Origin of the sequence: uncultured Marinobacter sp., from assembly GCF_947488835.1 — a bacterium.
GTDB lineage: Bacteria > Pseudomonadota > Gammaproteobacteria > Pseudomonadales > Oleiphilaceae > Marinobacter.
Genome location: NZ_CANLBK010000001.1, coordinates 1,140,013 through 1,161,772, shown reverse-complemented (window position 1 = coordinate 1,161,772; position 21,760 = coordinate 1,140,013). Strand labels below are relative to the sequence as shown.

Annotated in this window: 17 protein-coding genes; all 17 read left to right on the top strand. The window is 48.9% G+C overall.

The window, feature by feature from the left end; all coding sequences use genetic code 11:
• Positions 1-89: 89 nt before the first annotated feature.
• The 17 genes from Q0824_RS05365 (at position 90) to asnB (Q0824_RS05285) (ending at position 21,204) form a co-directional block, all read left to right on the top strand.
• Positions 90-1,580 carry a capsule assembly Wzi family protein gene (locus tag Q0824_RS05365; protein ID WP_298448181.1) on the top strand — a complete coding sequence of 497 codons (1,491 nt, stop codon included), beginning with the start codon at positions 90-92 and terminating at the stop codon, positions 1,578-1,580.
• Between the two features lie 60 nt (positions 1,581-1,640).
• Positions 1,641-4,160: an SLBB domain-containing protein gene (locus Q0824_RS05360; RefSeq protein ID WP_298448179.1), complete on the top strand. Its 2,520-nt coding sequence runs from the start codon at positions 1,641-1,643 to the stop codon at positions 4,158-4,160.
• Positions 4,160-5,134, top strand: a complete 975-nt coding sequence (locus Q0824_RS05355) for a Wzz/FepE/Etk N-terminal domain-containing protein (RefSeq protein ID WP_298448178.1) — start codon at positions 4,160-4,162, stop codon at positions 5,132-5,134. Before Q0824_RS05360 ends, Q0824_RS05355 begins: the two co-directional genes overlap by 1 nt.
• Positions 5,131-6,258 carry a dTDP-glucose 4,6-dehydratase gene (locus Q0824_RS05350; RefSeq protein ID WP_298448176.1) on the top strand — a complete coding sequence of 376 codons (1,128 nt, stop codon included), beginning with the start codon at positions 5,131-5,133 and terminating at the stop codon, positions 6,256-6,258. The genes Q0824_RS05355 and Q0824_RS05350 overlap by 4 nt, the downstream gene beginning before the upstream one ends.
• The gene (gene rfbA, locus Q0824_RS05345) at positions 6,255-7,139 is read left to right on the top strand and encodes a glucose-1-phosphate thymidylyltransferase RfbA (RefSeq protein ID WP_298448174.1); all 885 of its coding nucleotides are present in this window, start codon (positions 6,255-6,257) and stop codon (positions 7,137-7,139) included. The genes Q0824_RS05350 and rfbA overlap by 4 nt, the downstream gene beginning before the upstream one ends.
• Complete coding sequence (locus Q0824_RS05340) at positions 7,136-7,543, top strand: FdtA/QdtA family cupin domain-containing protein (protein WP_298448172.1); 408 nt, start codon at positions 7,136-7,138, stop codon at positions 7,541-7,543. Before rfbA ends, Q0824_RS05340 begins: the two co-directional genes overlap by 4 nt.
• Positions 7,540-8,001, top strand: a complete 462-nt coding sequence (locus tag Q0824_RS05335; RefSeq protein ID WP_298448170.1) for an acyltransferase — start codon at positions 7,540-7,542, stop codon at positions 7,999-8,001. The genes Q0824_RS05340 and Q0824_RS05335 overlap by 4 nt, the downstream gene beginning before the upstream one ends.
• A complete protein-coding gene (locus Q0824_RS05330) occupies positions 8,001-9,122 on the top strand; it encodes a DegT/DnrJ/EryC1/StrS family aminotransferase (protein WP_298448168.1) in 1,122 nt (373 codons plus the stop codon). Before Q0824_RS05335 ends, Q0824_RS05330 begins: the two co-directional genes overlap by 1 nt.
• 4 nt (positions 9,123-9,126) lie before the next feature.
• Positions 9,127-10,371, top strand: coding sequence for an O-antigen translocase (locus Q0824_RS05325; protein ID WP_298448166.1), 1,245 nt, complete (start codon positions 9,127-9,129; stop codon positions 10,369-10,371).
• 60 nt (positions 10,372-10,431) lie between these two features.
• Complete coding sequence (locus Q0824_RS05320) at positions 10,432-12,048, top strand: aldolase catalytic domain-containing protein (protein ID WP_298448164.1); 1,617 nt, start codon at positions 10,432-10,434, stop codon at positions 12,046-12,048.
• A complete protein-coding gene (locus Q0824_RS05315; protein ID WP_298448162.1) occupies positions 12,045-12,737 on the top strand; it encodes an acylneuraminate cytidylyltransferase family protein in 693 nt (230 codons plus the stop codon). The genes Q0824_RS05320 and Q0824_RS05315 overlap by 4 nt, the downstream gene beginning before the upstream one ends.
• A complete protein-coding gene (locus Q0824_RS05310; protein ID WP_298448161.1) occupies positions 12,734-13,399 on the top strand; it encodes an HAD hydrolase-like protein in 666 nt (221 codons plus the stop codon). Before Q0824_RS05315 ends, Q0824_RS05310 begins: the two co-directional genes overlap by 4 nt.
• The gene (locus Q0824_RS05305; protein WP_298448159.1) at positions 13,386-14,348 is read left to right on the top strand and encodes a sulfotransferase; all 963 of its coding nucleotides are present in this window, start codon (positions 13,386-13,388) and stop codon (positions 14,346-14,348) included. Before Q0824_RS05310 ends, Q0824_RS05305 begins: the two co-directional genes overlap by 14 nt.
• Positions 14,349-14,813: 465 nt before the next feature.
• On the top strand, positions 14,814-15,713 hold the full coding sequence (locus Q0824_RS05300) for a glycosyltransferase (protein ID WP_298448158.1): 900 nt from the start codon (positions 14,814-14,816) through the stop codon (positions 15,711-15,713).
• 516 nt (positions 15,714-16,229) lie between these two features.
• On the top strand, positions 16,230-18,107 hold the full coding sequence (asnB, locus tag Q0824_RS05295) for an asparagine synthase (glutamine-hydrolyzing) (protein WP_298448157.1): 1,878 nt from the start codon (positions 16,230-16,232) through the stop codon (positions 18,105-18,107).
• Positions 18,104-19,252, top strand: coding sequence for a glycosyltransferase (locus Q0824_RS05290; protein WP_298448156.1), 1,149 nt, complete (start codon positions 18,104-18,106; stop codon positions 19,250-19,252). Before asnB (Q0824_RS05295) ends, Q0824_RS05290 begins: the two co-directional genes overlap by 4 nt.
• Complete coding sequence (gene asnB / locus Q0824_RS05285; protein WP_298448155.1) at positions 19,252-21,204, top strand: asparagine synthase (glutamine-hydrolyzing); 1,953 nt, start codon at positions 19,252-19,254, stop codon at positions 21,202-21,204. Before Q0824_RS05290 ends, asnB (Q0824_RS05285) begins: the two co-directional genes overlap by 1 nt.
• The last annotated feature ends 556 nt before the right edge of the window (positions 21,205-21,760 follow it).

The window sequence follows — 21,760 nt, the reverse complement described above, 5'->3', positions numbered from 1 at the left end:
CTTGGAGCATTCACACACTGATAGGGAGACAGTCGGGGGCGAAAATTTTCCTCTTGATCCTCTCTTTGTCATTGCTGGCAAATTATTCTATGACCTTAAAACACTGGGCCCTGGTCGGTGGGGCGGTAGCGTGCTTAATCGGCAATGTTTCGACAGCAGCACCCTGGTTAGAATCCGGAGATGCTCGGGCGCGCTTTGCCGTGCAGAAACTGGCAGACAGGGGGCAGCTTCCCAGGCCGGTAACCAGCTGGCCCATCATGTGGGGCTCCATAAGCAATGGCTTGAATGAAGCCGGCATGCAGCCTGCTTCTGAAACCGGGTTGGCCCGCAGCTATCTTGAATTTGAGCGTGTTCAGCAAGCTAAACCAGGATTTCGGGCTGAGTTTGAAGTGTCTGGCACCAACGAAGTCGCTATGGTTCAAGGGTTCGAACGCGGGCCAATGGCAGAGGCTGAGGCCAAACTGACCCTGCAGTGGCAGGGGCAGAATTGGGCATTTGGCGTGAGCCCGGCCTATGCTCACAATCCTGACGATAATGACAAGGCCCGCCTTGACGGCTCCTACCTTGCGGCAACTGCAGGTAACTGGGTATTTGGAGCGGGCGCGATTGATCGTTGGTGGGGTCCAGGCTGGCAATCCAGCCTAATCCTATCCAGCAACGCCCGGCCCATGCCCTCCGTATGGTTGAATCGTAAAGATGCCTCTGCACCTGAAAGTAAATGGTTGAGTTGGATTGGCCCCTGGCAGCTCACACTGCTTGCAGGGCAGTATGAGCACGAACGCACAATTCCCGAGGCCAAATTGATCGGTATGCGCTTGAACCTGCGCCCTTTGGATGGGTTAGAGCTCGGTTTTTCAAGGGCGATTATGCTCGGCGGGCAAGGCAGGCCTGAAAACGGTTCCACACTATGGAATGCGTTAATTGGCAGAGATAACGGCCAGCTCGAAGAAGACGACCCGGGCAACCAGCTTGCAAGCATAGACGCGCGCTATGGGTTCGCAATTGGTAAGCAGTCAATGGGCCTGTACGCCCAAATGATGGGAGAAGACGAAGCCGGCGCATTCCCGGCGCGGAAATCCTGGCTACTGGGTACCGACTGGACAAGCCAGCTTTTCAGCGGCGAGCAACAGTGGTTTGTTGAGTACGCTAACACTCTAGCTGACGATTTCCTCGGTGATGCCATGCCCAACATTACCTACGACCATTCCCGTTATCACAGCGGCTACCGCTACTACGGTCGCACCATGGGTGCCAGCTTCAGTGGCGATGCAGAGGCCATTACATTGGGTGGCTTCCACTTTTTCGATGATGGCAGAAACCTCACAGCCAGCGTGAGCGTTGTAGAGTTCAATAAAGACGGCGCAAGCAGAACGCCTGTTGTCGATGAGCGAATCAAATTAATGGTACCTGCCGAGAACGCGGAACAAGTTATCGCCAAAATCGGTTACGGTACCCAAGCGTTAAGCGGCTGGCTGGATGTGAGTGCCCAGTATGCCGATAAAAAACTTGAGCTTGTGAACGCGGCAGAAAACCAATCTGGCCAGTGGTCAGTCGGTGCCAGCTGGCGCTACCGGTTCTAGCTCCCGCCCAAAGCCGCCCCAGACCCAAACAATTTAAGCAATAAACCGGACCCTAAAACCGTGAATCTAAAGAATCTCCTGCTTTCCTTAACGCTTCTGCTCCCCATAGCAGCTCAAGCGCAGTCTATTACGCCGGCACAGATCGAGCAGTTCAAATCTCTACCCAAGGCCCAGCAAGAAGCCTTAGCCAGCCAATATGGAGTCGATTTGTCTGCCTTGGGGGGCATTGGGCAAAGCACGAACCAGCGGCCCCAACCGGTGCAGGTAATTGATCCTATTCGCAGTCAGCAAGCGGACGAAGCCGGAAGCAAACCAGAAAAGCAGGCTGAAACTGAAGAGGCTAAAAAAAACGGCGGCCTGAAACCCTACGGCTACGATCTCTTCGCAGGCAGTCCCACCACCTTCGCACCGGTGACTGAAATCCCTGTGCCATCTGAATACACCTTGGGCCCGGGCGATGTGCTGAAGGTTCAGCTCTGGGGCAAGGAAAACCGCAATCTGGAACTACCGGTGAGCCGCGATGGCAGCGTCAGCTTCCCAAACTCAGGCCCTCTGAGCGTGGCGGGCCTCAGCTTCAACGAAGCCCGGGAACAAATCCGCAACAAGGTAACGGAGCAATACATAGGTGTGCAGGCCAGTGTCTCCTTGGGCGAACTGCGCAGCGTGCGAGTGTTTGTGCTTGGTGAAGCCCGTAACCCTGGTTCCTACACGGTTAGCTCCCTGTCTACCCTTACCAACGCCTTGTTTGTGTCTGGCGGTATTCAAGCCACCGGTTCTTTGCGTAACATTCAGCACAAGCGCAACGGCAAGCTGGTGGGCACCCTAGACCTCTACGATCTACTGCTCAAAGGCGACAGCCGCGCCGACAACCGCCTACAGCCTGGCGACGTGATCTTTATTCCACCGGTGGGCAAGCGTGTGGGCATTGGTGGTGAAGTGTACCGCCCGGCGCTGTACGAGTTGAAAAATGAAACCCGGCTGGCAGAACTGGTGCAGATAGCAGGTGGTCTTACCCCGCAAGCATACCCCCAGCGCGTCAACATTATCCGAACCAATAGTGATTACTTGCGGGTGATTGCGGAAGCAGATTACACCCAACCGCAGGGCCGTAATGCTCGGGTACAGGCGGGGGATACCATCACCATTCCTTCGATTTCCGACATCACCGGCCAATATGTAGAACTCCGCGGTGCCGCGACCCGCGCAGGCAAATTCGCCTGGATGCCTGGCATGCGAGTGAGTTCGATTATTAGGGATCTGGACGCCGACTTGGTGCCAGCAGCCGACAAACGCTATGCCGCCATTGTACGCACTAATCCAAACACCGACGCGGTATCGGTACTGAACCTGCGCTTACGCGAGGCTATTACCCGGCCGGGCAGTGAATACGATGTGCAACTGGAAGAAAAAGATACAGTTCTAGTGTTCTCGGATGCGGGGAAGGTCGAAGGCAGTGAAAACAGCGAAAACAGCGAAAACAGCGAAAACGGCGAAAACTACACCCGTGAAAACCTGTTCGCCCCTGTACTCCAGCGCCTAAAAGCCCAGGCCGCGCCCAGTGCGCCCCAACAAACCATCCGCATCAGTGGCCCGGTACGCTACCCTGGTGAATATCCACTACCAGCCACCCGCAGCGTAGCGGATGCAATCTTTGTAGCTGGCGGCCTGAAAGACGCGGCCTCCCTGCAGCAGGCAGAGGTAGCCCGTTATACCACCGATGAAAACGGCATAGGCCAAACTCGAATCATCAACTTGGATCTGGCTGAAGCCATGGCTGGCAAAAGCATTCTCAAGCTTCGCAGCCGCGATACTATCTTGATCAAGTCCATCCCGCAGTTCGCCCAGAACAGAACCGTTACGCTCAGTGGTGAAGTTCGTTATCCCGGGCAGTACACCTTTCGGGATGGAGAAACCTTGAAGGAGGTTCTGAACCGAGCGGGCGGGCTGACGGGCAACGCCTTTCCGGAAGGCGCTGTATTCACCCGTGAGAAGCTCCGGCAACTGGAAGCCCGGCGCCTGAGAGAAGCCGAAGAACGGCTGCAGGGGGACCTGCTGGGAGTTCAGCTGGAAGGCGATAGCTTCAGTGGTCAGAATACAGAACGGGTAAGGCAAGTGGAGAGCCTGCTGGACGACGTTCAAAACAGCCGTTCGGTTGGCCGCATGGTTATTGATCTGGCCTCTGTACTCAATGATGAAGTTTATCAATCTATTCGCCTGCAAGACGGCGATGCGCTGACCATACCGACCATCCCCCAATCGGTGTCAGTCTTTGGCGAAGTGCAATTTCCCACAAGCCACTTGCATGAACCAAGCCTGACCGTAGACGACTACCTCGAACGTTCCGGCGGCCCAACCCGCCAAGCGGACGCAAGCCGTGTTTACGTAGTCAAGGCCAATGGTTCCGTAATGTTGCCCGAGAAAAGTTCATGGTTTGGCGGTCGAAGCCAACAGTTGCAGCCAGGCGATACCGTGATAATGCCCATCGATGTAGATCGCCTGAACCAGCTGGAACTCTGGACCAACGTAAGCCAGATTGTTTACCAGATGGCGCTTGGTGCGGCAGCAGTGGGGAATTTGTGATGAATCAGCCTGTGGTGTATCAAGTGGCCGAACAATCACACTACCCGGACGACGAAATTGACTTGAGGGAACTCTTTGTCACCTTGTGGCGTGGCAAGTGGATCATTCTTTTGTTTACGGTGGTCTTCGCAGCTGGAGGTGTCGCTTATGCCCTGGGCAAGCCCAATATTTATCAAGCTAGTGTGCTACTGGCTCCGGCACAGGATGAAGGAGGCGCTAGAGGCCTAAGCGGCCAGCTCGGCGGCCTCGCCAGCCTGGCAGGCATCAGTCTTGGAGGTGGAGGTGGAGCAAATCCCACCCTAATAGCAAAAGAAGTGTTGCAGTCCCGCGCTTTTCTCACAGACTTTATTCACCGACACAACTTGGCGGTGCCGCTGATGGCGGCAGAGGGCTGGGATGAGAAAAACGAAAAATGGATTATTGATCTGGAGAAATATAACCCGGAAACCCATCAATGGCTCAACGATAAAAATGGAGAAAGCCAGAAACCCACAGACTGGGACATGGTTAAAAAGTTTAAGGAGTCACACCTAAGTCTGTCTGAGAATAAAGACAGCGGCATGATCTCCCTGAGCGTGAAAAACCTCGCGCCACCTGCCGCGAAAGACTGGGCTACAAAGTTGGTGCACGATATTAACGAACACATGCGCGAGCAAGACGTGGCTGAAGCCGAAGCTCGTATTGCGTACCTCGAAAACAAACTACGCGAAACAAATATTGCTGGAATGCAGCAGGTGTTCTATCAATTGATTGAAAGTGAAACTCGCACCGTGATGCTGGCAAACGCCCAAAGCGAATACGTGTTCAAAACCATAGATCCGGCGGTGGTGCCACAGGAAAAAAGCGAACCCAAGCGCGCTTTGATATGCGTGGTCGCGACCATGCTCGGCGGCATGCTGGGCATCTTTACTGTATTTGTAATAGCCTTTGTCCGCTCCGGCAAAGAACAAAATTCAGATAGAGCAGAAATATGAAACTCTTAGTAACCGGCGGAGCCGGCTTCATAGGCTCCGCAGTTATTCGCCACATCATTCGAAACACCAACGATGAAGTGATCAACCTCGACAAACTCACCTACGCAGGCAACCTCGAAAGCCTGGCCGAAGTGAGCAACAGCGAACGCTACAATTTCGAGCAAGTCGACATCTGCAACCGAGCCGAAGTCGACCGCGTACTGGCTCAACATCGGCCAGATGCCATCATGCATCTGGCTGCCGAAAGCCACGTTGACCGCTCCATCGACGGCCCTGCAGAATTCATAGAAACCAACATCGTCGGCACCTACACCCTCCTGGAAGCCACCCGCCAATACTGGCAGACTCTGGAAGGTGAAAAGAAAGCTAACTTCCGCTTCCACCACATAAGCACCGACGAAGTCTACGGCGATCTCCCACACCCAGGTGATAATCTGGGAGATGGGGCCAGCTCCCCCTCTCCCCCCGCGGGAGAGGGGGCAGGGGAGATGGGGGGAACTTTACCTCTATTCACCGAGGAGACCCCCTACGCCCCCAGCTCCCCCTACAGCGCCAGCAAAGCCAGCTCAGACCATCTAGTGCGAGCCTGGCACCGCACCTACGGCCTGCCGGTACTGGTCACCAATTGCAGCAACAACTACGGCCCTTACCATTTCCCCGAAAAGCTCGTCCCATTGATGATCTTGAACGCCCTGGAAGGCAAACCACTACCCGTATACGGCAAAGGCGACCAAATCCGCGACTGGCTCTACGTAGAAGACCATGCCCGCGCACTCTACAAAGTGGTCATCGAAGGCCAAGTAGGCGAAACCTACAACATTGGTGGCCACAACGAAAAGCAGAACATAGAAGTAGTACACACCCTTTGCGACATACTTCACGAGTTGCGCCCGCAGGACAGCAGCTACCATGACCTTATCACCACAGTCACTGACCGCCCCGGCCACGACAGGCGTTACGCCATAGACGCCACCAAAATCGAAAAGGAACTCGGCTGGACACCAGAAGAAACCTTCGAAACCGGCATCCGTAAAACGGTAGAGTGGTACCTCGACAACCTCGGCTGGTGTCACCGAGTACAAGACGGCAGCTATCAGCGCGAACGCCTAGGAGCAGCAGAATGAAAGGCATTATCCTTGCTGGCGGCTCCGGCACCCGCCTCTACCCCATAACACTCGGCACCTCCAAACAACTCCTGCCAGTGTACGACAAGCCCATGATCTATTATCCACTATCTGTACTCATGCTAGCCGGTATCCGGGACATTCTCATCATCACCACCCCGGAAGATCAGGCAGGATTTAAGCGTGCACTGGGGACAGGTGAACAATTTGGTGTCAGCCTGAACTACGCCGTGCAGCCAAGTCCAGATGGTCTGGCTCAAGCCTTCATCATCGGCGAAGATTTCATCGGCAGAGATAGTGTATGCCTAGTCCTCGGCGACAATATATTCTACGGACAGGGCTTTACCCCCAAGCTTAGACAAGCGGCTGAAAATGCAAACAACGGTAAAGGCGCTACAGTGTTTGGCTACCAGGTAAGAGACCCTGAGCGTTTTGGAGTAGTAGAGTTTGACGAAAACCACCAAGCCATCTCCATAGAAGAAAAGCCCGCTAAACCCAGGTCCCATTATGCTGTCACTGGCCTCTACTTCTACGACAACAGCGTGGTCGATATCGCCAAGCAGGTACAACCTAGCCACCGTGGCGAACTGGAAATCACCTGCGTAAACCGCGCCTATTTGGAACAAGACAATCTCAACGTAGTATTGTTAGGGAGGGGTTTCGCCTGGCTGGACACCGGGACGCATGAGAGTTTATTGGAAGCAGCGCAGTTCGTGGAAACGATTGAAAAGAGGCAAGGATACAAAATCGCCTGCTTGGAAGAAATCGCGTTTAGTCAGAATTGGTTAACCGCCGCACAAATGCAAGTGCAGGCCGACCAACTTAAGAAAAATGGTTACGGCGAATACTTGGCAGATTTAATAAAGGATGCAATCAAATGAGCCTCTTTAAATGGGTCGAATTTCCAAGCCTTGGGGATGAGAGAGGTAGCATGGTTGCTGTGGAAATGGGCCAGAACAAAGCGGTGCCGTTCGATATCAAGCGCGTATATTACATCTACAATACCGAGCAGGGCGGGAGTCGCGGCTACCATGCTCATAAGCAGCTTAAGCAGATTGCAATCTGCGTAGCTGGAAAATGCAGGATGGTATTGGATGATGGCACAAGTCGCGAAGAAACATGGCTTGACTCACCGACCAAAGGCCTTCTAATCGAAAACATGGTATGGCGGGAAATGCATGACTTTAGCGAAGACTGTGTGCTGCTGGTGCTAGCGAGTGAACACTATGATGAAGCTGATTACATTCGCGACCATGAAGACTTCCGACAGCAGGTGAACCAATGAGCTTTGTCCACCCGCTTGCGGATGTCGCCGAATGTACCATTGGGGAGGGTACTAAAATTTGGCAGTTTGTGGTCATTCTTCAAGGCGCGAAAATTGGACTTGACTGCAATATATGTGCTCATACTCTGGTTGAAGGCGATGTCATTGTCGGTGACAGGGTAACTGTAAAGTCAGGTGTTCAATTGTGGGACGGTACCCGTATAGAAGATGATGTATTTATTGGCCCAAATGCAACCCTTACAAATGACCCGTATCCTCGATCAAAAGAGTATCCCGAACAATTCTCTGGTGTTTTCATCAAGCGCAATGCAAGCATTGGTGCAAATGCTACGTTACTACCGGGAATCACAATTAATGAATTCGCTGTGGTTGGGGCTGGCGCGGTTGTTACCAAAAGTGTCCCGGCTAATGCTGTTGTAGCTGGAAATCCGGCGAAAGTAATTAGGTACATAAATTAATGATTCCGTTTCTAGATCTGCAAGCAATCAACGCCCAATACCGAGACGAACTCGTAGCCGCCGCCACCAGAGTTATTGACTCCGGCTGGTACATTCAGGGCAATGAAGTAAAAGCCTTTGAAGAAGAGTTCGCCGACTACTGTGGCAGCAAACATTGCATAGGCGTAGCCAATGGCTTGGACGCGCTGACCCTTACCCTTAGAGCCTGGAAAGAAATGGGCAAACTCAAGGAGGGTGATGAAGTTATAGTGCCAGCTAATACCTACATTGCCAGCATACTGGCAATTACTGAAAACCGGTTAAAGCCCGTTCTGGTCGAGCCGGATGAACTTACCTACAACTTATGCCCAGCAAAAGCCGAAACCGCTATTAGCCGGAACACCCGCGCCATCCTCGCCGTGCACCTATATGGCCAGTTAGCGCCTATGCCAGGAATTATGACACTGGCTAAAACTCACAATTTGTTGGTGCTGGAGGATTCGGCCCAAGCTCATGGCGCCGCCATAAATGGCAAAAGAGCCGGCAATTGGGGCGATGCTTCTGGATTTAGTTTCTACCCTGGTAAGAACCTAGGAGCACTGGGTGATGCGGGTGCCGTGACTACTAATGACGACGAGCTGGCGAAAACTATCCGGGCACTGGGCAATTACGGGGGGCATAAAAAATATGAAAATCTGTACCAAGGCGTAAACAGTCGCCTGGACGAATTGCAGGCATCGTTACTGCGGGTGAAGCTAAAGCAACTCGATTCCGACACCCGAAAGAGGCAAGCTGTGGCGCTTGCCTATGCGAAGGGCATTAAAAACCCGACACTAGCACAACCAATTGTTGCGCAATCAACGCTAGATGACATTCAAGACCATGTGTTTCATCTCTATGTCGTTCGTACGACTCAAAGAGAAAACCTTCAAAAGCATTTACAAAAGTTCGGGGTCCAGACGCTGATTCACTACCCGATACCTCCACACAAGCAACAGGCATATCAAGGCCTGAATCAGCAGACATATGCGCTGACAGAATCTATTCATCAGCAGGTGCTTAGTCTGCCGATTAGTTCAGTGATGAACAAAGCGCAAGTGCAACAGGTCATCCAGGCATGCAATAAGTTCGCGGTTATATAAATAGATGACACTAATAAAAACTAGCCTGCTCAACGGCATCGCTGTGATCATCAAAATGCTAACGTTGCTGGGACTGAATAAGATCCTCGCGATTTATGTTGGCCCGTCTGGGTACGCTGCTCTCGGGCAGTTTCAGAACGTCGTACAGATGATCACTACATTTGCCAGTGGTGCCATTAATACCGGCGTTACCAAATACACAGCGGAGCACTTCGATGATGAAGTGCGCCAGCACGCTGTCTGGCACACCGCAGGTACTATCGCGCTAATCGGTTCGTTGAGTTCAGCCGCGTTAGTGGTCGCATTTAATCGATCGCTAGCAGGATGGGCTTTAAAAGATGAAACGCTGGGCAGTGTGTTTATCTGGTTTGCCGCTACCCTTGTTCTGTTTGTGTTCAATACCTTATTGCTGGCGATACTCAACGGGAAGAAAGAAATCCAGCGCTATGTCATAGCCAATATCGCTGGTAGCCTGCTTGCACTGGCGGTGACAAGCTTTATGGCTATTCAATTTGGACTGTACGGTGCGCTGGTGGCATTGGCAATTTATCAATCGTTAACGTTCTTCGTTACTCTACTTATGACGTATAAAGCACCTTGGTTCAAGTTTGTTTATCTTGTTGGTGGTATAGATAAAAGTGCGGCTAAGGATCTGTCAAAATACGCCGCGATGGCCATATTTTCTGCTATCTTGGCCCCGTTTAGCCATACGCTGATTCGCAATCATTTGGGGGAAACACTTAGCTGGGACGCCGCTGGCTACTGGGAAGCAATGTGGCGACTTAGCGGCGCGTACTTGATGCTCGTGACAACGACTTTGGGCATCTATTATTTGCCGAGGCTGTCGGAACTACAAAATTCTGCTGACATTAGACAAGAAATAATCCAAGGCTATAAGTTGATTCTTCCTATTACCGCATTTTTTGGCGTGATTCTCTATGTCTCACGAGGTTTGGTTACTAAAGTTCTTTTTAGTATTGAATTTCAAGAAATGGAAGTGCTGTTCGCTTGGCAGATCATAGGTGATATATTAAAGATAGCTAGCTGGATACTTTCTTTCCTAATGCTTGCAAAGGCAATGACCAAGTTGTTTCTTCTGACGCAAGTGTTTTTTCATTCTGGATTTTATCTTTTAACAGTTCTATTTACTCCGATTTATGGGTTGCAGGGCGTCGCAATAGCGCACGCTAGTTGTTATTTTATATTTTTTATATTTTTATATATTTTGGTTTTCAAGAAACTGAAATAGTTTGATGTATTGGTCCGCTAAGTTATATTTACACAATTCTATACAGTTGGAGTTTTCACGATGCATAAAAATATCATCATGCTGGACTGCACGCTTCGTGATGGGGGATATTATAATGCTTGGGATTTTTCCAATGATCTGATTAATAAATACTTGGAGGCGATGGTTGCTGCCGGGGTGGACATAGTTGAGCTAGGTCTGCGCTCATCACAAAACTCGGGATTCAAGGGTTCCTGCGCCTATACGACAGATGAGTTTGTTCGTAGTCTGTCAATTCCTGATGATTTAATATTAGGCGTGATGGTGAATGCGAGTGAGCTTGTGGGCGATCTTAACCAAGTTGAGGTGTTGCAACGCCTATTCCCAAACAGTGCGAGCGCATCACCCATCGATTTGGTGCGCATCGCATGTCATGTGCATGAGTTTGAGAAAGCGCTGCCAGCTGTGACGTGGCTCAAGGAGCAGGGTTACATGGTTGGTTTTAATCTGATGCAGGTTGCGGATAAAACCGAGGAAGACGTAAAAACGCTAGCGAGGCTGGCGGCTTCGTACCCATTAGATGCGTTGTATTTCGCTGACAGTATGGGCAGTATGTTGCCGGAACAAGCAGCGCAAATTATCAAGTGGTTGCGTAGCGAGTGGGGTGGTCCAACCGGTATTCATACCCACGACAATCTAGGGTTAGCGCTCTCCAATACGTTACGTGCCATTGAAGAAGGCGTGGAATGGGTGGATGCTACAGTCACCGGCATGGGGCGTGGTCCTGGTAACGCACGTACAGAAGAGTTGGCGATTGAGATCGCTGAACGTCGCGGGCAGCCGGTAAACCTAGTGCCTTTAATGGCGCTGTTACGTCAGCACTTTAAACCCATGCAACGCCAATATGGCTGGGGAACCAATCCTTATTACTATCTGGCCGGAAAATATGGCATTCACCCAACCTATATTCAGGAAATGTTAAGCGACTCCCGGTTCAGCGAAGAAGATATACTGGCAGTGATAGAGCATTTACGCGTGGTGGGCGGCAAAAAATTCAGTCTAAACACTTTGGATGCAGCGCGACATTTCTATCGAGGCGCGCCGCAGGGCCATTGGTCCCCAGTCTCTCAGTTCTTTGGTCGTGACGTGCTTTTATTGGGGACCGGGCCTGGCGTGGAGCGCCACCGTCAGGCTCTGGAGCGTTATATACGCGGGCGCCAACCCTTAGTGTTGGCATTAAATACGCAAAGCGCCATCGCTGCCGAACTGATCAACCTACGTGTGGCGTGTCACCCGGTAAGACTATTGGCGGATTGTGTCACCCATACAAAACTGACGCAGCCATTGATCACACCTTATTCTATGCTGCCGCAAGATGTCAGGCAGGCATTGGCAGATAAAGAAATATTGGATTTTGGCTTGAATGTAGAGGAAAACAAATTTGAATTTGGTGAGCATCACTGCACGTTGCCGACTTCATTAGTAATGGCTTATGCGTTTGCAATTGCTGGTTGTGGCCAAGCTAACTGCGTTCTTCTTGCGGGATTTGATGGTTATCCGGCTGGAGACCCGCGCAACAGTGAAATGAATGACGTAGTGAAGCTTTATCGACAAAGCTCAGGCGCGGCGCCTTTAATCGCGATTACCCCAACTCGTTATGATGTTCCACAAAAAAGTGTCTATGGATTATTGCCATGAAGGAAGCTGTCAGCTGTTTTCTACCGTGCCGTAAAGGCAGCGAGAGAGTGCCCCGTAAAAATATCAAATCATTCGCTGGTAACACGTTCGGCCTAATTGAAGTAAAACTTAAACAATTGCTAAACAGCCATTATATCGATGAAATTGTGTTAAGTACGAACGACGAAGAAATTTTAAACTATGCAGATAGTTTAAAGCAGCGTCGCATTCGATTACATCAACGCGCAGAAGCACTGTCCTCAAATATAACCAGTACCGACCAGCTGGTGAATCACGCACTTTCATTGATACCAAAAGGCCACATTCTCTGGACACATGTGACATCCCCGTTTATTACCGGCGAACGATACGACAACCTCATAAACTGCTACCGAGATCAATTGGAGCGAGGCTATGACTCACTGATGACGACCACTCCATTGCAAAGTTTTCTATGGCAAAATGGCAAGCCCATTAATTATGATCGTGTGAATGAAAAATGGCCCCGAACTCAAACAATTAAGCCAGTGCATGAAGTAAACAGTGGCGCGTTTTTAACCTCTTCGAGTGTTTATGCGGATCAGCAAGACCGTATTGGGCTGCACCCCTATCTATATGAACTTGATAAGCTAGAAAGCCATGATATTGACTGGCCTGAAGATTTTTTGATGGCTGAATGTATGGTTGAAAAAGGGCTAGTGGCGTTGTGAAGCATCGTATTACTGACTATTCCACAATAATTTTTGATTGCGATGGGGTTATTTTAAACTCTAATAAAGTTAAAACTGAAGCTTTTTATCACACTGCTTTACCTTATGGTGAGGAGGCTGCGATGAAGCTAGTAGAGTATCACGTTGCTAATGGGGGAGTTTCACGTTATAAGAAGTTTTCTTACTTCCTGGAGAATATCGTTTCTGTTCAGCAACGCGGTCCTAATTTAGATAAATTGTTATCCAGTTATGCAGGTAAAGTGCGCAAAGGTTTGCTTAGTTGCGAAGTGGCCAAGGATCTGAATAAGCTTCGAGAATTCACTTCTGAAGCTTGTTGGTTGATCGTTTCTGGCGGTGATCAGAGTGAGTTGCGTGAAATTTTCGCTAAGCGTGGCTTAGTGAGATTGTTTGATGGAGGGATTTTTGGTAGCCCTGACACAAAAGATGAAATACTCGCTCAGAAAATAATGGATGGTGTCGTCCAGGATCCTGCACTGTTTTTGGGTGACAGTAGATATGATTATGAGGCGGCGACTACAGCGGGTTTGGATTTTGTATTTATAAGTAATTGGAGTGAAATGAAAGGGTGGCCCTATTTTGTCAGCAGCTTACTCATAGATCAGAGGGCGGAGTTAAGGGATTTGTTTAATGAATGTTATTAATTCTGGTGGATGGTTCGTTGGTAATACGGCTGTACTTGACTGGATGGACGGCTTTGAAGAATTCTCCTTCATTAAGGGCGATTTCCACATATCGAGACTCGAGAGCGGTATTATGGATATGATCGCGACACAGAATTTTGAAAAAAAGAATGAAATGATTTCTAAGAATAAAGTTGATTGTTATCTCGGGGCTTATAAGATTGTAAGAAACGTTGTTGGCCGTTACACAAAGAATATGTTTAAATCTAGGCAGGAGCCAGCTTATTTCTTGCGGCCAGCTTACTATAGGTTTTTTTATAAAGCTTTATGCACTTATGAGCGAAATATATCATCCAATGACTTTGATGAAGTGAGTTTTTGGCGGTTGTGGTTAAATGAGCTTGCAAGTAGGCTGTCAGCCAAAGGCAACTTTCAATACAGTGTGTTCCAAAATCCATTTTTTTATGATGAAATGTTCGATGAGCATAGTGACTTATGGCCAAAATTGTTTGCGCCGTTTAAGTTGGTGTTCGTTCACCGAGATCCGTTGGATCAATTTGCTGATATTGTTCTATCTGGATCTCATTTAGATACTTCATCCCCTAGATTTCATGGCGGCACAGAGCACCTTCACCCGGCCGATCGATTTTTAGAAATTTCGAAAAAAATATATAAAGCTCGATTGAAAATCGCTTCTGAGACATCAACAGATGATCTGATTGTTTTTTCCTTTGAGGACTTTTTATTAAATCATGATCGAGTAACATCGAGGATTTGTGATTTCTTTAAAATATCTACGGCCCGTGATCAAAATAACCGTAGATTTGAGCTGAATAAGTCACTTAAAAATATAGGGAATGGTAAAGATAACGAAATAGTATCGGAATTACTTGACGGAAAAGATTATGTTGTTAGGGAGTTGGAGGTGTGGAGAGAGAGGTTGTCAAGTTTACCTCATTCTATTGCCTAATTGATGTAAAATTTTTTGAAAAGGTCGCTGGTTTTGAGTGGTTTTGAATGTGGCTTCTCAATAGTAATGTTCTAATTAGTGTCCATGTTAAAGAGGTTTTCTTGAGCATTTTGAGTCCTTAGCTAGTGGAGAGTTGTTAAAAATCAATTTTTTCGCCATCCCCTCTATTTCATATCTTTCTTATGCGCTTTAGTGAGTTTGTCCGGTGGTGGAGATTTTTCTAGCCAATCTAGTGGAAATGGATGTGGTCATTTAAGCCTGCGTTGAGGTCTAACGATTAAGCATGCACAGACGCATTAGCGTTATTTTGGAAAAAACACTTTACTGGATATGCTGGGCAAGTTTAATTCAATTTTGAGTGGTTAGAGCGCTTAAAACTTAGCGGCTGGTTGGCGAAAATTGAATCAGCCTAACTGAGTTTAAGGTCAAGAACTGTCGATTATCATATTAACGCTGGATGTTTTGATGCCTGAAAATAATTTCCCATTGGTTTCAGTAGCTATAATTACTTATAATCAAAAAGAATTTCTTCGAGCATGTCTTGATTCGGTTTTAGCCCAAGATTATCCAAACCTAGAAGTTATCATAGCCGATGATGCGTCTGATGATGGCACTCATGATATGTTATATGAATATGAAACGCGTTACCCAGGAAAGATAATATTGAAGTTGGCTGAGATTAATCAAGGGATTACTTATAACTCGAATGTTGCACATTTTGCGTGTTCAGGTAAATATGTCGCTTGGATGGGCGGTGATGACTTGATGTTACCAGGTAAGCTCAGAAAACAAGTTGAGTTTATGGAGTCTGATCCTGACTGTACTATTTGCTATCATGACTTGGACGTCTTTGACAGTTTGACTAACAGAACCCTGTATCGTTTTTCTGAAAAGAATACGCCAAAGGAGGGTGACGTAAAGGTTGCCGTTAAGTATGGCTGTTTTAATGGGGCGTGCTCAACAATGGTTAGACGAGATCGCACGCCTAAAAAAGGGTACAATCGAGAACTTCCCGTTGCATCTGATTGGCTTTACTGGGTCGAAGCTCTTTCTTCAGGTGGTAATATTAGATATATAGATGAAATTTTAGGTCGTTATAGAAGGCACGCTGGGAATGTAACGAACAAGAGGATGGTTGTAGGACGGAATACTGTTGATCACCTTAATTCATGTAATCTGGTGTTGGCCAAGAATCCTGAATATTTTAAGGAGTTGTCATATTGTTATTCTATGATAATTCGTGGTGAAAGGCATGTCTTACAATATGGAGCCTCGCTATGGTTCGTCTTTAAGGTCACGGGAGATTTAAAGTCATTTTTTTGTCTGTGTGTTTATCTGCTTTCGTTTGGAGTTGTTAAGATATAGGTTAATTGTTCGTCCTCAAGCCCATGAAAATCTGAGAGTGGAAGCTCACCACAAGGGCAGAGCTTATGGCTAAGGCAACCTCGTTTCTGATGCTGTCAAAAAACTCGGAGCCTTGCGGGGCGAGGAGCTGGATAGCAGCGAGGACGACTAACCCCGATGGCAGACAAATGCGTTTCCCTACCCCTGGAATGATCGCTCTATCGGGTAAAGAAAAAACACCAGCAACAAAGCAAAGCCATGGAGGCACCATGGAGTCTCCGTTTAGGGCCTGAGCCAATCATCTTTGCGGTGTAAAGCATCAGTTATTGCTCGTCAGTAACATGTGGGCAGTATTGGTGCTTGTTTCTGATCACGGCCTCTTCAGCCGCTATGCCATTGCATGGGAAGCCGATAGAGCTTAATAAGCTGGCCGGTTAGGCGCAGCCACTTGTACCGCTGTGTTGAAGATCGCACAAAAGTGCCGTGTCTATAGTTCACTAATCAAGCCCATCCTAATACTTTATTGGTTTTTATGTAATGTGTGGAATTTTTGGAACGCTAGCAGTTGGGATAAATGTCGCTCGAGCTGCATCTATAGATGTGAGCGGTATACTTGAGCATCGTGGCCCCGACTCACATGGTCATTGGTACAATGAGGAAGATGATGTTTTGCTAGCGCACCAGCGCCTGGCAATTGTTGACCTTTCGCCAGCAGGCCACCAGCCAATGGCATCAGAGGGTGGGCGTTATGTTTTAGTATTCAATGGTGAGATATACAACCACCTGCAGATGCGGCAAATGTTAGAAGACAGCGGGCAGGTTGTGGATTGGCGCGGCCATGCGGATACCGAGACCCTATTGGCTTGTTTTTCGGCCTGGGGGGTAGTGGCGACCCTTGAGTCCGCAGTTGGGATGTTTGCGTTTGCTCTTTGGGACAAACAAGAGAAACGCCTGACCCTTGGCCGGGATCGGGCTGGCGAAAAACCTCTCTATTACGGCTGGTGTAACGCCGGTTTGGTTTTCACCTCGGAGCTAAAGGCGCTTAAAGCCGTTCCGGAGTTTGAGGGTGAGATTAATCGGGACGCATTGGCTATCTTCCTGCGTCATAACTACATTCCCGCCCCTCACTCCATTTATAAAGACATTTTCAAGCTACCTCCCGGACATTATATTCACTTTGATAGTAGCTCCTTGCCTGATGCGGCTACACCCGTGCCCTATTGGTCAGTTAACAAAGCAGTTGAGAACGGCGGCCAGCGCACGTTCGGAGCTACAGAGTCACGTGCGGTTGAGGCCTTAGAAGCGCTTCTGACTCAAAGTGTGAGCGCTCAGATGCTGGCAGATGTTCCATTAGGGGCGTTTCTCAGTGGCGGTGTCGACAGCAGTGTGGTTGTGTCGCTGATGCAGGCGCAGGCAAGTAGACCGGTTAAAACGTTCGCTATTGGTTTTGATGATCCTCGATACAACGAAGCTGAGTACGCCGCCGTAGTGGCCAGCCACCTCGGCACGGACCATACCGAGTTGTACGTGTCCGCAAAGGATGCTTTAGAGCTGGTGCCCCATCTGCCGTCTATATACTGCGAACCTTTTGCTGATAGCTCGCAGTTGCCCACATTTCTTGTCAACAAGATGGCTAAGCAGCACGTTACGGTTGCACTGAGTGGTGATGGCGGTGATGAATTGTTTGGGGGTTACACACCATACCAGTTCGCTCCAAAGTATTGGCGTGCGCTTAGCAAACTGCCTAGGCCGGTTAGGAGAGCGATGGCGGCTATGATCGCTCGATCGCCAGCACCGGACAAATTGCTTAAGTTCGCAGACGTGATGGCCGCCCGTTCGAAAGAAGACTTCTATCGGCTGATGATGAGCCACTGGCTAGAGCCGGAAACCATTGTGCGGAACGCAAATGAACCCGCGTCTGTGCTGAACTCGCCGGAGTTGTGGCCCGCTACAAACAGCTACGAGCACTGGATGATGGCGATGGAGACTCAAATGTATATGCCAGACGACATTCTAGTGAAGGTGGATCGCGCAGCCATGGCGAACAGCTTGGAAACCAGAGTGCCTTTGTTGGATCACCGTATTATCGAATTTGCGTGGCAGTTGCCCTTACACATGAAGATTCGAGAGGGCAAGGGTAAGTGGGTTTTGAGGGAAGTGTTATATAAACACGTTCCCCGTGAGCTTATTGAACGCCCGAAGAAAGGGTTTTCTGTACCACTTGGGGACTGGTTGAAAGGCCCTCTTAAAGATTGGGCAGAATGTTTGTTGGATGAAAAGCGCCTGCAGACAGAAGGGTACTTTTATCCTCAACCCATTCGAAAGGCGTGGCTGCAACACCTAAATGGGCAGCGGGACAATTCTGGTAACTTATGGAGTGTTTTGATGTTTCAGGCTTGGCTAGAAGCCCAATGAATAAAGTTCTTCATGTTATAACCGGGCTGAATGATGGTGGTGCAGAAGGTGTTCTAGCAAGGCTTTGCCTCAACAGTGAGTTGCAGCACATTGTGGTCTCTTTAATGGATGAGGGGAAGTACGGTCCGGTTTTAGAAATGGGTGGTGTAAAAGTTTATTGCCTCGGCATGGATCGCGGTAAATTGAGTTTGAGAAAGTGGCTGAACCTTATTCAAATAATCAAGAAAGAGCAGCCTGATTGCGTACAAACCTGGATGTACCATGCGGATCTTTTTGGTGGGTTGGCTGCTCGGTTTGCGGGTGTGAACCGGGTTTTCTGGGGAGTGAGGATGTCTTCGCTTGAAAAAGGACGATCTTCAGCCGCGACACGCGCGATTGCACGGGTATGCGCCGGCATCTCGGGATGGGTTCCTGCCGGCATTATTTGCTGTGCTGAAGAGGCAAAAAAAGTGCATGCCGAAATTGGCTATTCTGCTAGAAAGCTGAATACCATTTTTAATGGCTATGACGTAAAACGCTTGTTAGTTGATAAAGAACGTCGAAACTCCGTTCGTAGCGAATTAGGAATTTCTGAAAATACTTTTCTTTTAGGAACGGTTAGCAGGTATGATCCCTTAAAAGATCATGAAACATTACTCAGAGCTATTAAGTTGATTGCTCAGGAATTAGATGATTTCCGCTGCATTTTAATCGGAACCAACATAGATGAAAACAATTCGGAGCTGCTGGAGCTAATCGAGAAGCTTGATTTAGAGGCACGCGTTCAGTTGCTTGGACCTCGAGCTGATATACCGGACATTATGAATGCATTGGATCTACACGTCTTGTCTAGCCGTTCTGAAGGATTTCCCAATGTTGTTGCTGAGGCAATGGCGTGTGGAACGCCCTGCGTTTCAACAGATGTCGGTGATGCGAGGCACATTATAGGTGACGCCAAGGCGGTTTGTCCTGCAGGCCGCCCGGAAGAACTGGCGAACCTTATATTGGCGATGGAAAGTGAGTGCCGTAATAATCCTGACAAATGGGCAAGTCGAAAGCGGTTTTGTCGTGATCGCATCGTCGAGCATTTCTCGATAGAGAGTATGGTCGAGAACTTTGAGCATGCTTGGTTCGCCGATTGGCAGCGGCCGGAGAGTTTTAGCTGATGTGCGGAATAGCCGGTTTTGTCTACGGAGAATCCTTTAGTCGCACTACCATTCAATCTATGTGCGATCAAATCAGCCACAGAGGACCAGATAGCGAAGGATATTGGCACACTGACGACGGAGTGGTGGCAGTAGGGCATAGAAGGTTATCGATTCTGGATTTGTCTGCTGCAGGTCATCAACCTATGCACTCCGATTGCGGCAGATACGTTTTGGTTTTCAACGGCGAAATTTACAACCATCTGGCGTTGCGGAGTCTTTTGGCTGGTCAGAATGCAGAGCTAAATTGGCGTGGCCAATCCGATACCGAAACATTGCTCGCCTGTCTGACGGCTTGGGGACTAGAAGCAACTTTGCAAGCAATTCGGGGAATGTTCGCGTTTGCCTTGTGGGATAAGCAAGAGCACGAGTTAACGCTAGCCCGGGATAGAGTAGGTGAAAAGCCTCTATATTGGGGCTGGTGTGGTGATGTTCTGTTGTTTGGGTCTGAATTGAAGGCGTTGAAAGCCCACCCAAGTTTTAATGCCGAGGTGGACCGAGATGCGTTAACCCTTCTGTTGCGGCACTGTTACATACCTGCACCTTATAGTATTTATCAAGGTATTCAGAAATTAAAGCCTGGGCATTACGTTCGGATTCCGGTGAGGGGCGATGTGGCCGAGTCAAAAGCTGCGGCCCCTGTAGCTTACTGGAGCTTAAATCACGTTGTTGAGAATGGTCAGACGAACAGGTTTCTTGGTACCCCTTCTGAAGCGGTTGATCTTCTTGAAAACTGTTTATCTAGCAGCGTCTCGGAGCAGATGCTGTCGGATGTGCCACTGGGGGCCTTTCTTAGTGGGGGCGTAGATAGCTCTGCTATCGTTGCACTGATGCAGGCGCAGTCCACCAGGAGAGTGAAAACCTTTACGATTGGTTTCGAAGAGGGAGGCTATAACGAGGCCGAGCACGCCAAGCAGATTGCTCGACATCTAGGCACAGATCACACAGAGCTTTATGTAAATGCCAGAGATGCGCATGGAGTAATACCCCGGCTGCCAAGTATGTTTTGTGAACCTTTTGGTGACAGTTCCCAGATTCCTACCTTTCTCGTAAGCCAGATGGCGAAACAGCATGTGACTGTTGCGCTGAGTGGCGATGGCGGTGATGAGCTTTTTGGTGGTTACAATCGCTATATGGCAGCGCAAAAAGTATGGGGACCGGTGCAGCGACTGCCTAAGTTTGTTCGCCAGTTTGGTGCAGCCTCCTTGCGTGCTTTGTCACCCGCGCAGTGGGATCGCCTTTTTCAAACGCTCTCGCCTGTATTGCCAAAGCGTGCACGTTTATCCATACCGGGTGAGAAAGCCCGAAAGTTGGCAGATGTGTTATCGCTGACGGATGGCCATGCATTTTATCGTCAGTTAACCAGTCATTGGAATGACCCGGCCAGTGTTGTGGTCAATGGCAGTGAGCCCGAAACTCTAATCTCCAATAGCAGTGCCTGGCCAAAAACCGACAGTCTAGAGCATGCCATGATGGCAATGGATGCCCAAACCTATATGGCGGATGACATTCTGGTGAAAGTGGATCGTGCTGCTATGGCCACTAGCCTCGAAACACGGGTACCCATGCTTAACCACCAGATTGTCGAGTTGGCGTGGCAGATGCCCCTAGAATATAAGATTCGTGATGGGCAGGGAAAATGGTTGCTTAGGCAGGTGCTCTACAAGTATGTTCCACGGGAACTTATCGAGCGCCCGAAAGCCGGATTTGGGATTCCGCTGGATAGTTGGTTGCGTGGGCCACTCCGTGAATGGGCTGAGTCTTTATTGAGTGAGCAACGGTTGAGAAGAGAAGGTTTTTTCCACCCGGAACCTGTCAGAACTATGTGGGTGCAGCACTTGAGTGGCAAAATGAATTGGCAGTACCATCTTTGGAATGTGTTGATGTTTCAGGCGTGGCTGACGGAACAGTAGTGAGCGCCGGGTGAGTGCCTATTCCACGTAGCCAATAATCTACTCCGACACAGGAAGGTGTGTTGCCGAGGGCTGTTAAAGAACACAGGGCGCGGCTTTTTACATATTTGCTTTTGTATACGCGTTTGCTGGGTAAGTCCGTGTCAAAACGCCTGATGTTGGCCTTAAAGACTGAGTTTGGGCCGGAAACAGGATTGATATAGCCTAAGATTAAGTTTTTTAATATTTCTGGCTCTTGAATCGATCAGAAGTTTTGCTGAAGTTTGTGTTAACCGCACAATGTCAGTAATTCGCTAATTTGATCTGCTCCTTTTTGCCCAGCTGTTGAGTCTACTGGTGTGGCTTGTTGACTTCATGCTGCATAGGTGATCCGGGATCGGATGTAGTGTAACCTCGGGAAAAATCCGCATCAATTTAGCCACAAGAAATTAACGTAAAAGTCAGTTTTAGATATGATTAACGTAACCGCTATCCGAGGTGTTTTGTTCTGTGACGTTCTGATGTTTCTATATTTTAGCTTGCTTTTTTATCGTCTCATGAGAAGGCTAAGTTTAAG

Bases quoted from the DNA above. Each gene is read 5' to 3' on its own strand.
- Q0824_RS05350 (WP_298448176.1), top strand. From the start codon at position 5,131: ATGAAACTCTTAGTAACCGGCGGAGCCGGCTTCATAGGCTCCGCAGTT.
- Q0824_RS05330 (WP_298448168.1), top strand. From the start codon at position 8,001: ATGATTCCGTTTCTAGATCTGCAAGCAATCAACGCCCAATACCGAGAC.
- Q0824_RS05335 (WP_298448170.1), top strand. From the start codon at position 7,540: ATGAGCTTTGTCCACCCGCTTGCGGATGTCGCCGAATGTACCATTGGG.
- Q0824_RS05290 (WP_298448156.1), top strand. From the start codon at position 18,104: ATGAATAAAGTTCTTCATGTTATAACCGGGCTGAATGATGGTGGTGCA.
- Q0824_RS05325 (WP_298448166.1), top strand. From the start codon at position 9,127: ATGACACTAATAAAAACTAGCCTGCTCAACGGCATCGCTGTGATCATC.
- Q0824_RS05305 (WP_298448159.1), top strand. From the start codon at position 13,386: ATGAATGTTATTAATTCTGGTGGATGGTTCGTTGGTAATACGGCTGTA.
- Q0824_RS05315 (WP_298448162.1), top strand. From the start codon at position 12,045: ATGAAGGAAGCTGTCAGCTGTTTTCTACCGTGCCGTAAAGGCAGCGAG.
- asnB (WP_298448155.1), top strand. From the start codon at position 19,252: ATGTGCGGAATAGCCGGTTTTGTCTACGGAGAATCCTTTAGTCGCACT.
- Q0824_RS05365 (WP_298448181.1), top strand. From the start codon at position 90: ATGACCTTAAAACACTGGGCCCTGGTCGGTGGGGCGGTAGCGTGCTTA.
- Q0824_RS05300 (WP_298448158.1), top strand. From the start codon at position 14,814: ATGCCTGAAAATAATTTCCCATTGGTTTCAGTAGCTATAATTACTTAT.
- Q0824_RS05340 (WP_298448172.1), top strand. From the start codon at position 7,136: ATGAGCCTCTTTAAATGGGTCGAATTTCCAAGCCTTGGGGATGAGAGA.
- Q0824_RS05320 (WP_298448164.1), top strand. From the start codon at position 10,432: ATGCATAAAAATATCATCATGCTGGACTGCACGCTTCGTGATGGGGGA.
- asnB (WP_298448157.1), top strand. From the start codon at position 16,230: ATGTGTGGAATTTTTGGAACGCTAGCAGTTGGGATAAATGTCGCTCGA.
- Q0824_RS05355 (WP_298448178.1), top strand. From the start codon at position 4,160: ATGAATCAGCCTGTGGTGTATCAAGTGGCCGAACAATCACACTACCCG.
- rfbA (WP_298448174.1), top strand. From the start codon at position 6,255: ATGAAAGGCATTATCCTTGCTGGCGGCTCCGGCACCCGCCTCTACCCC.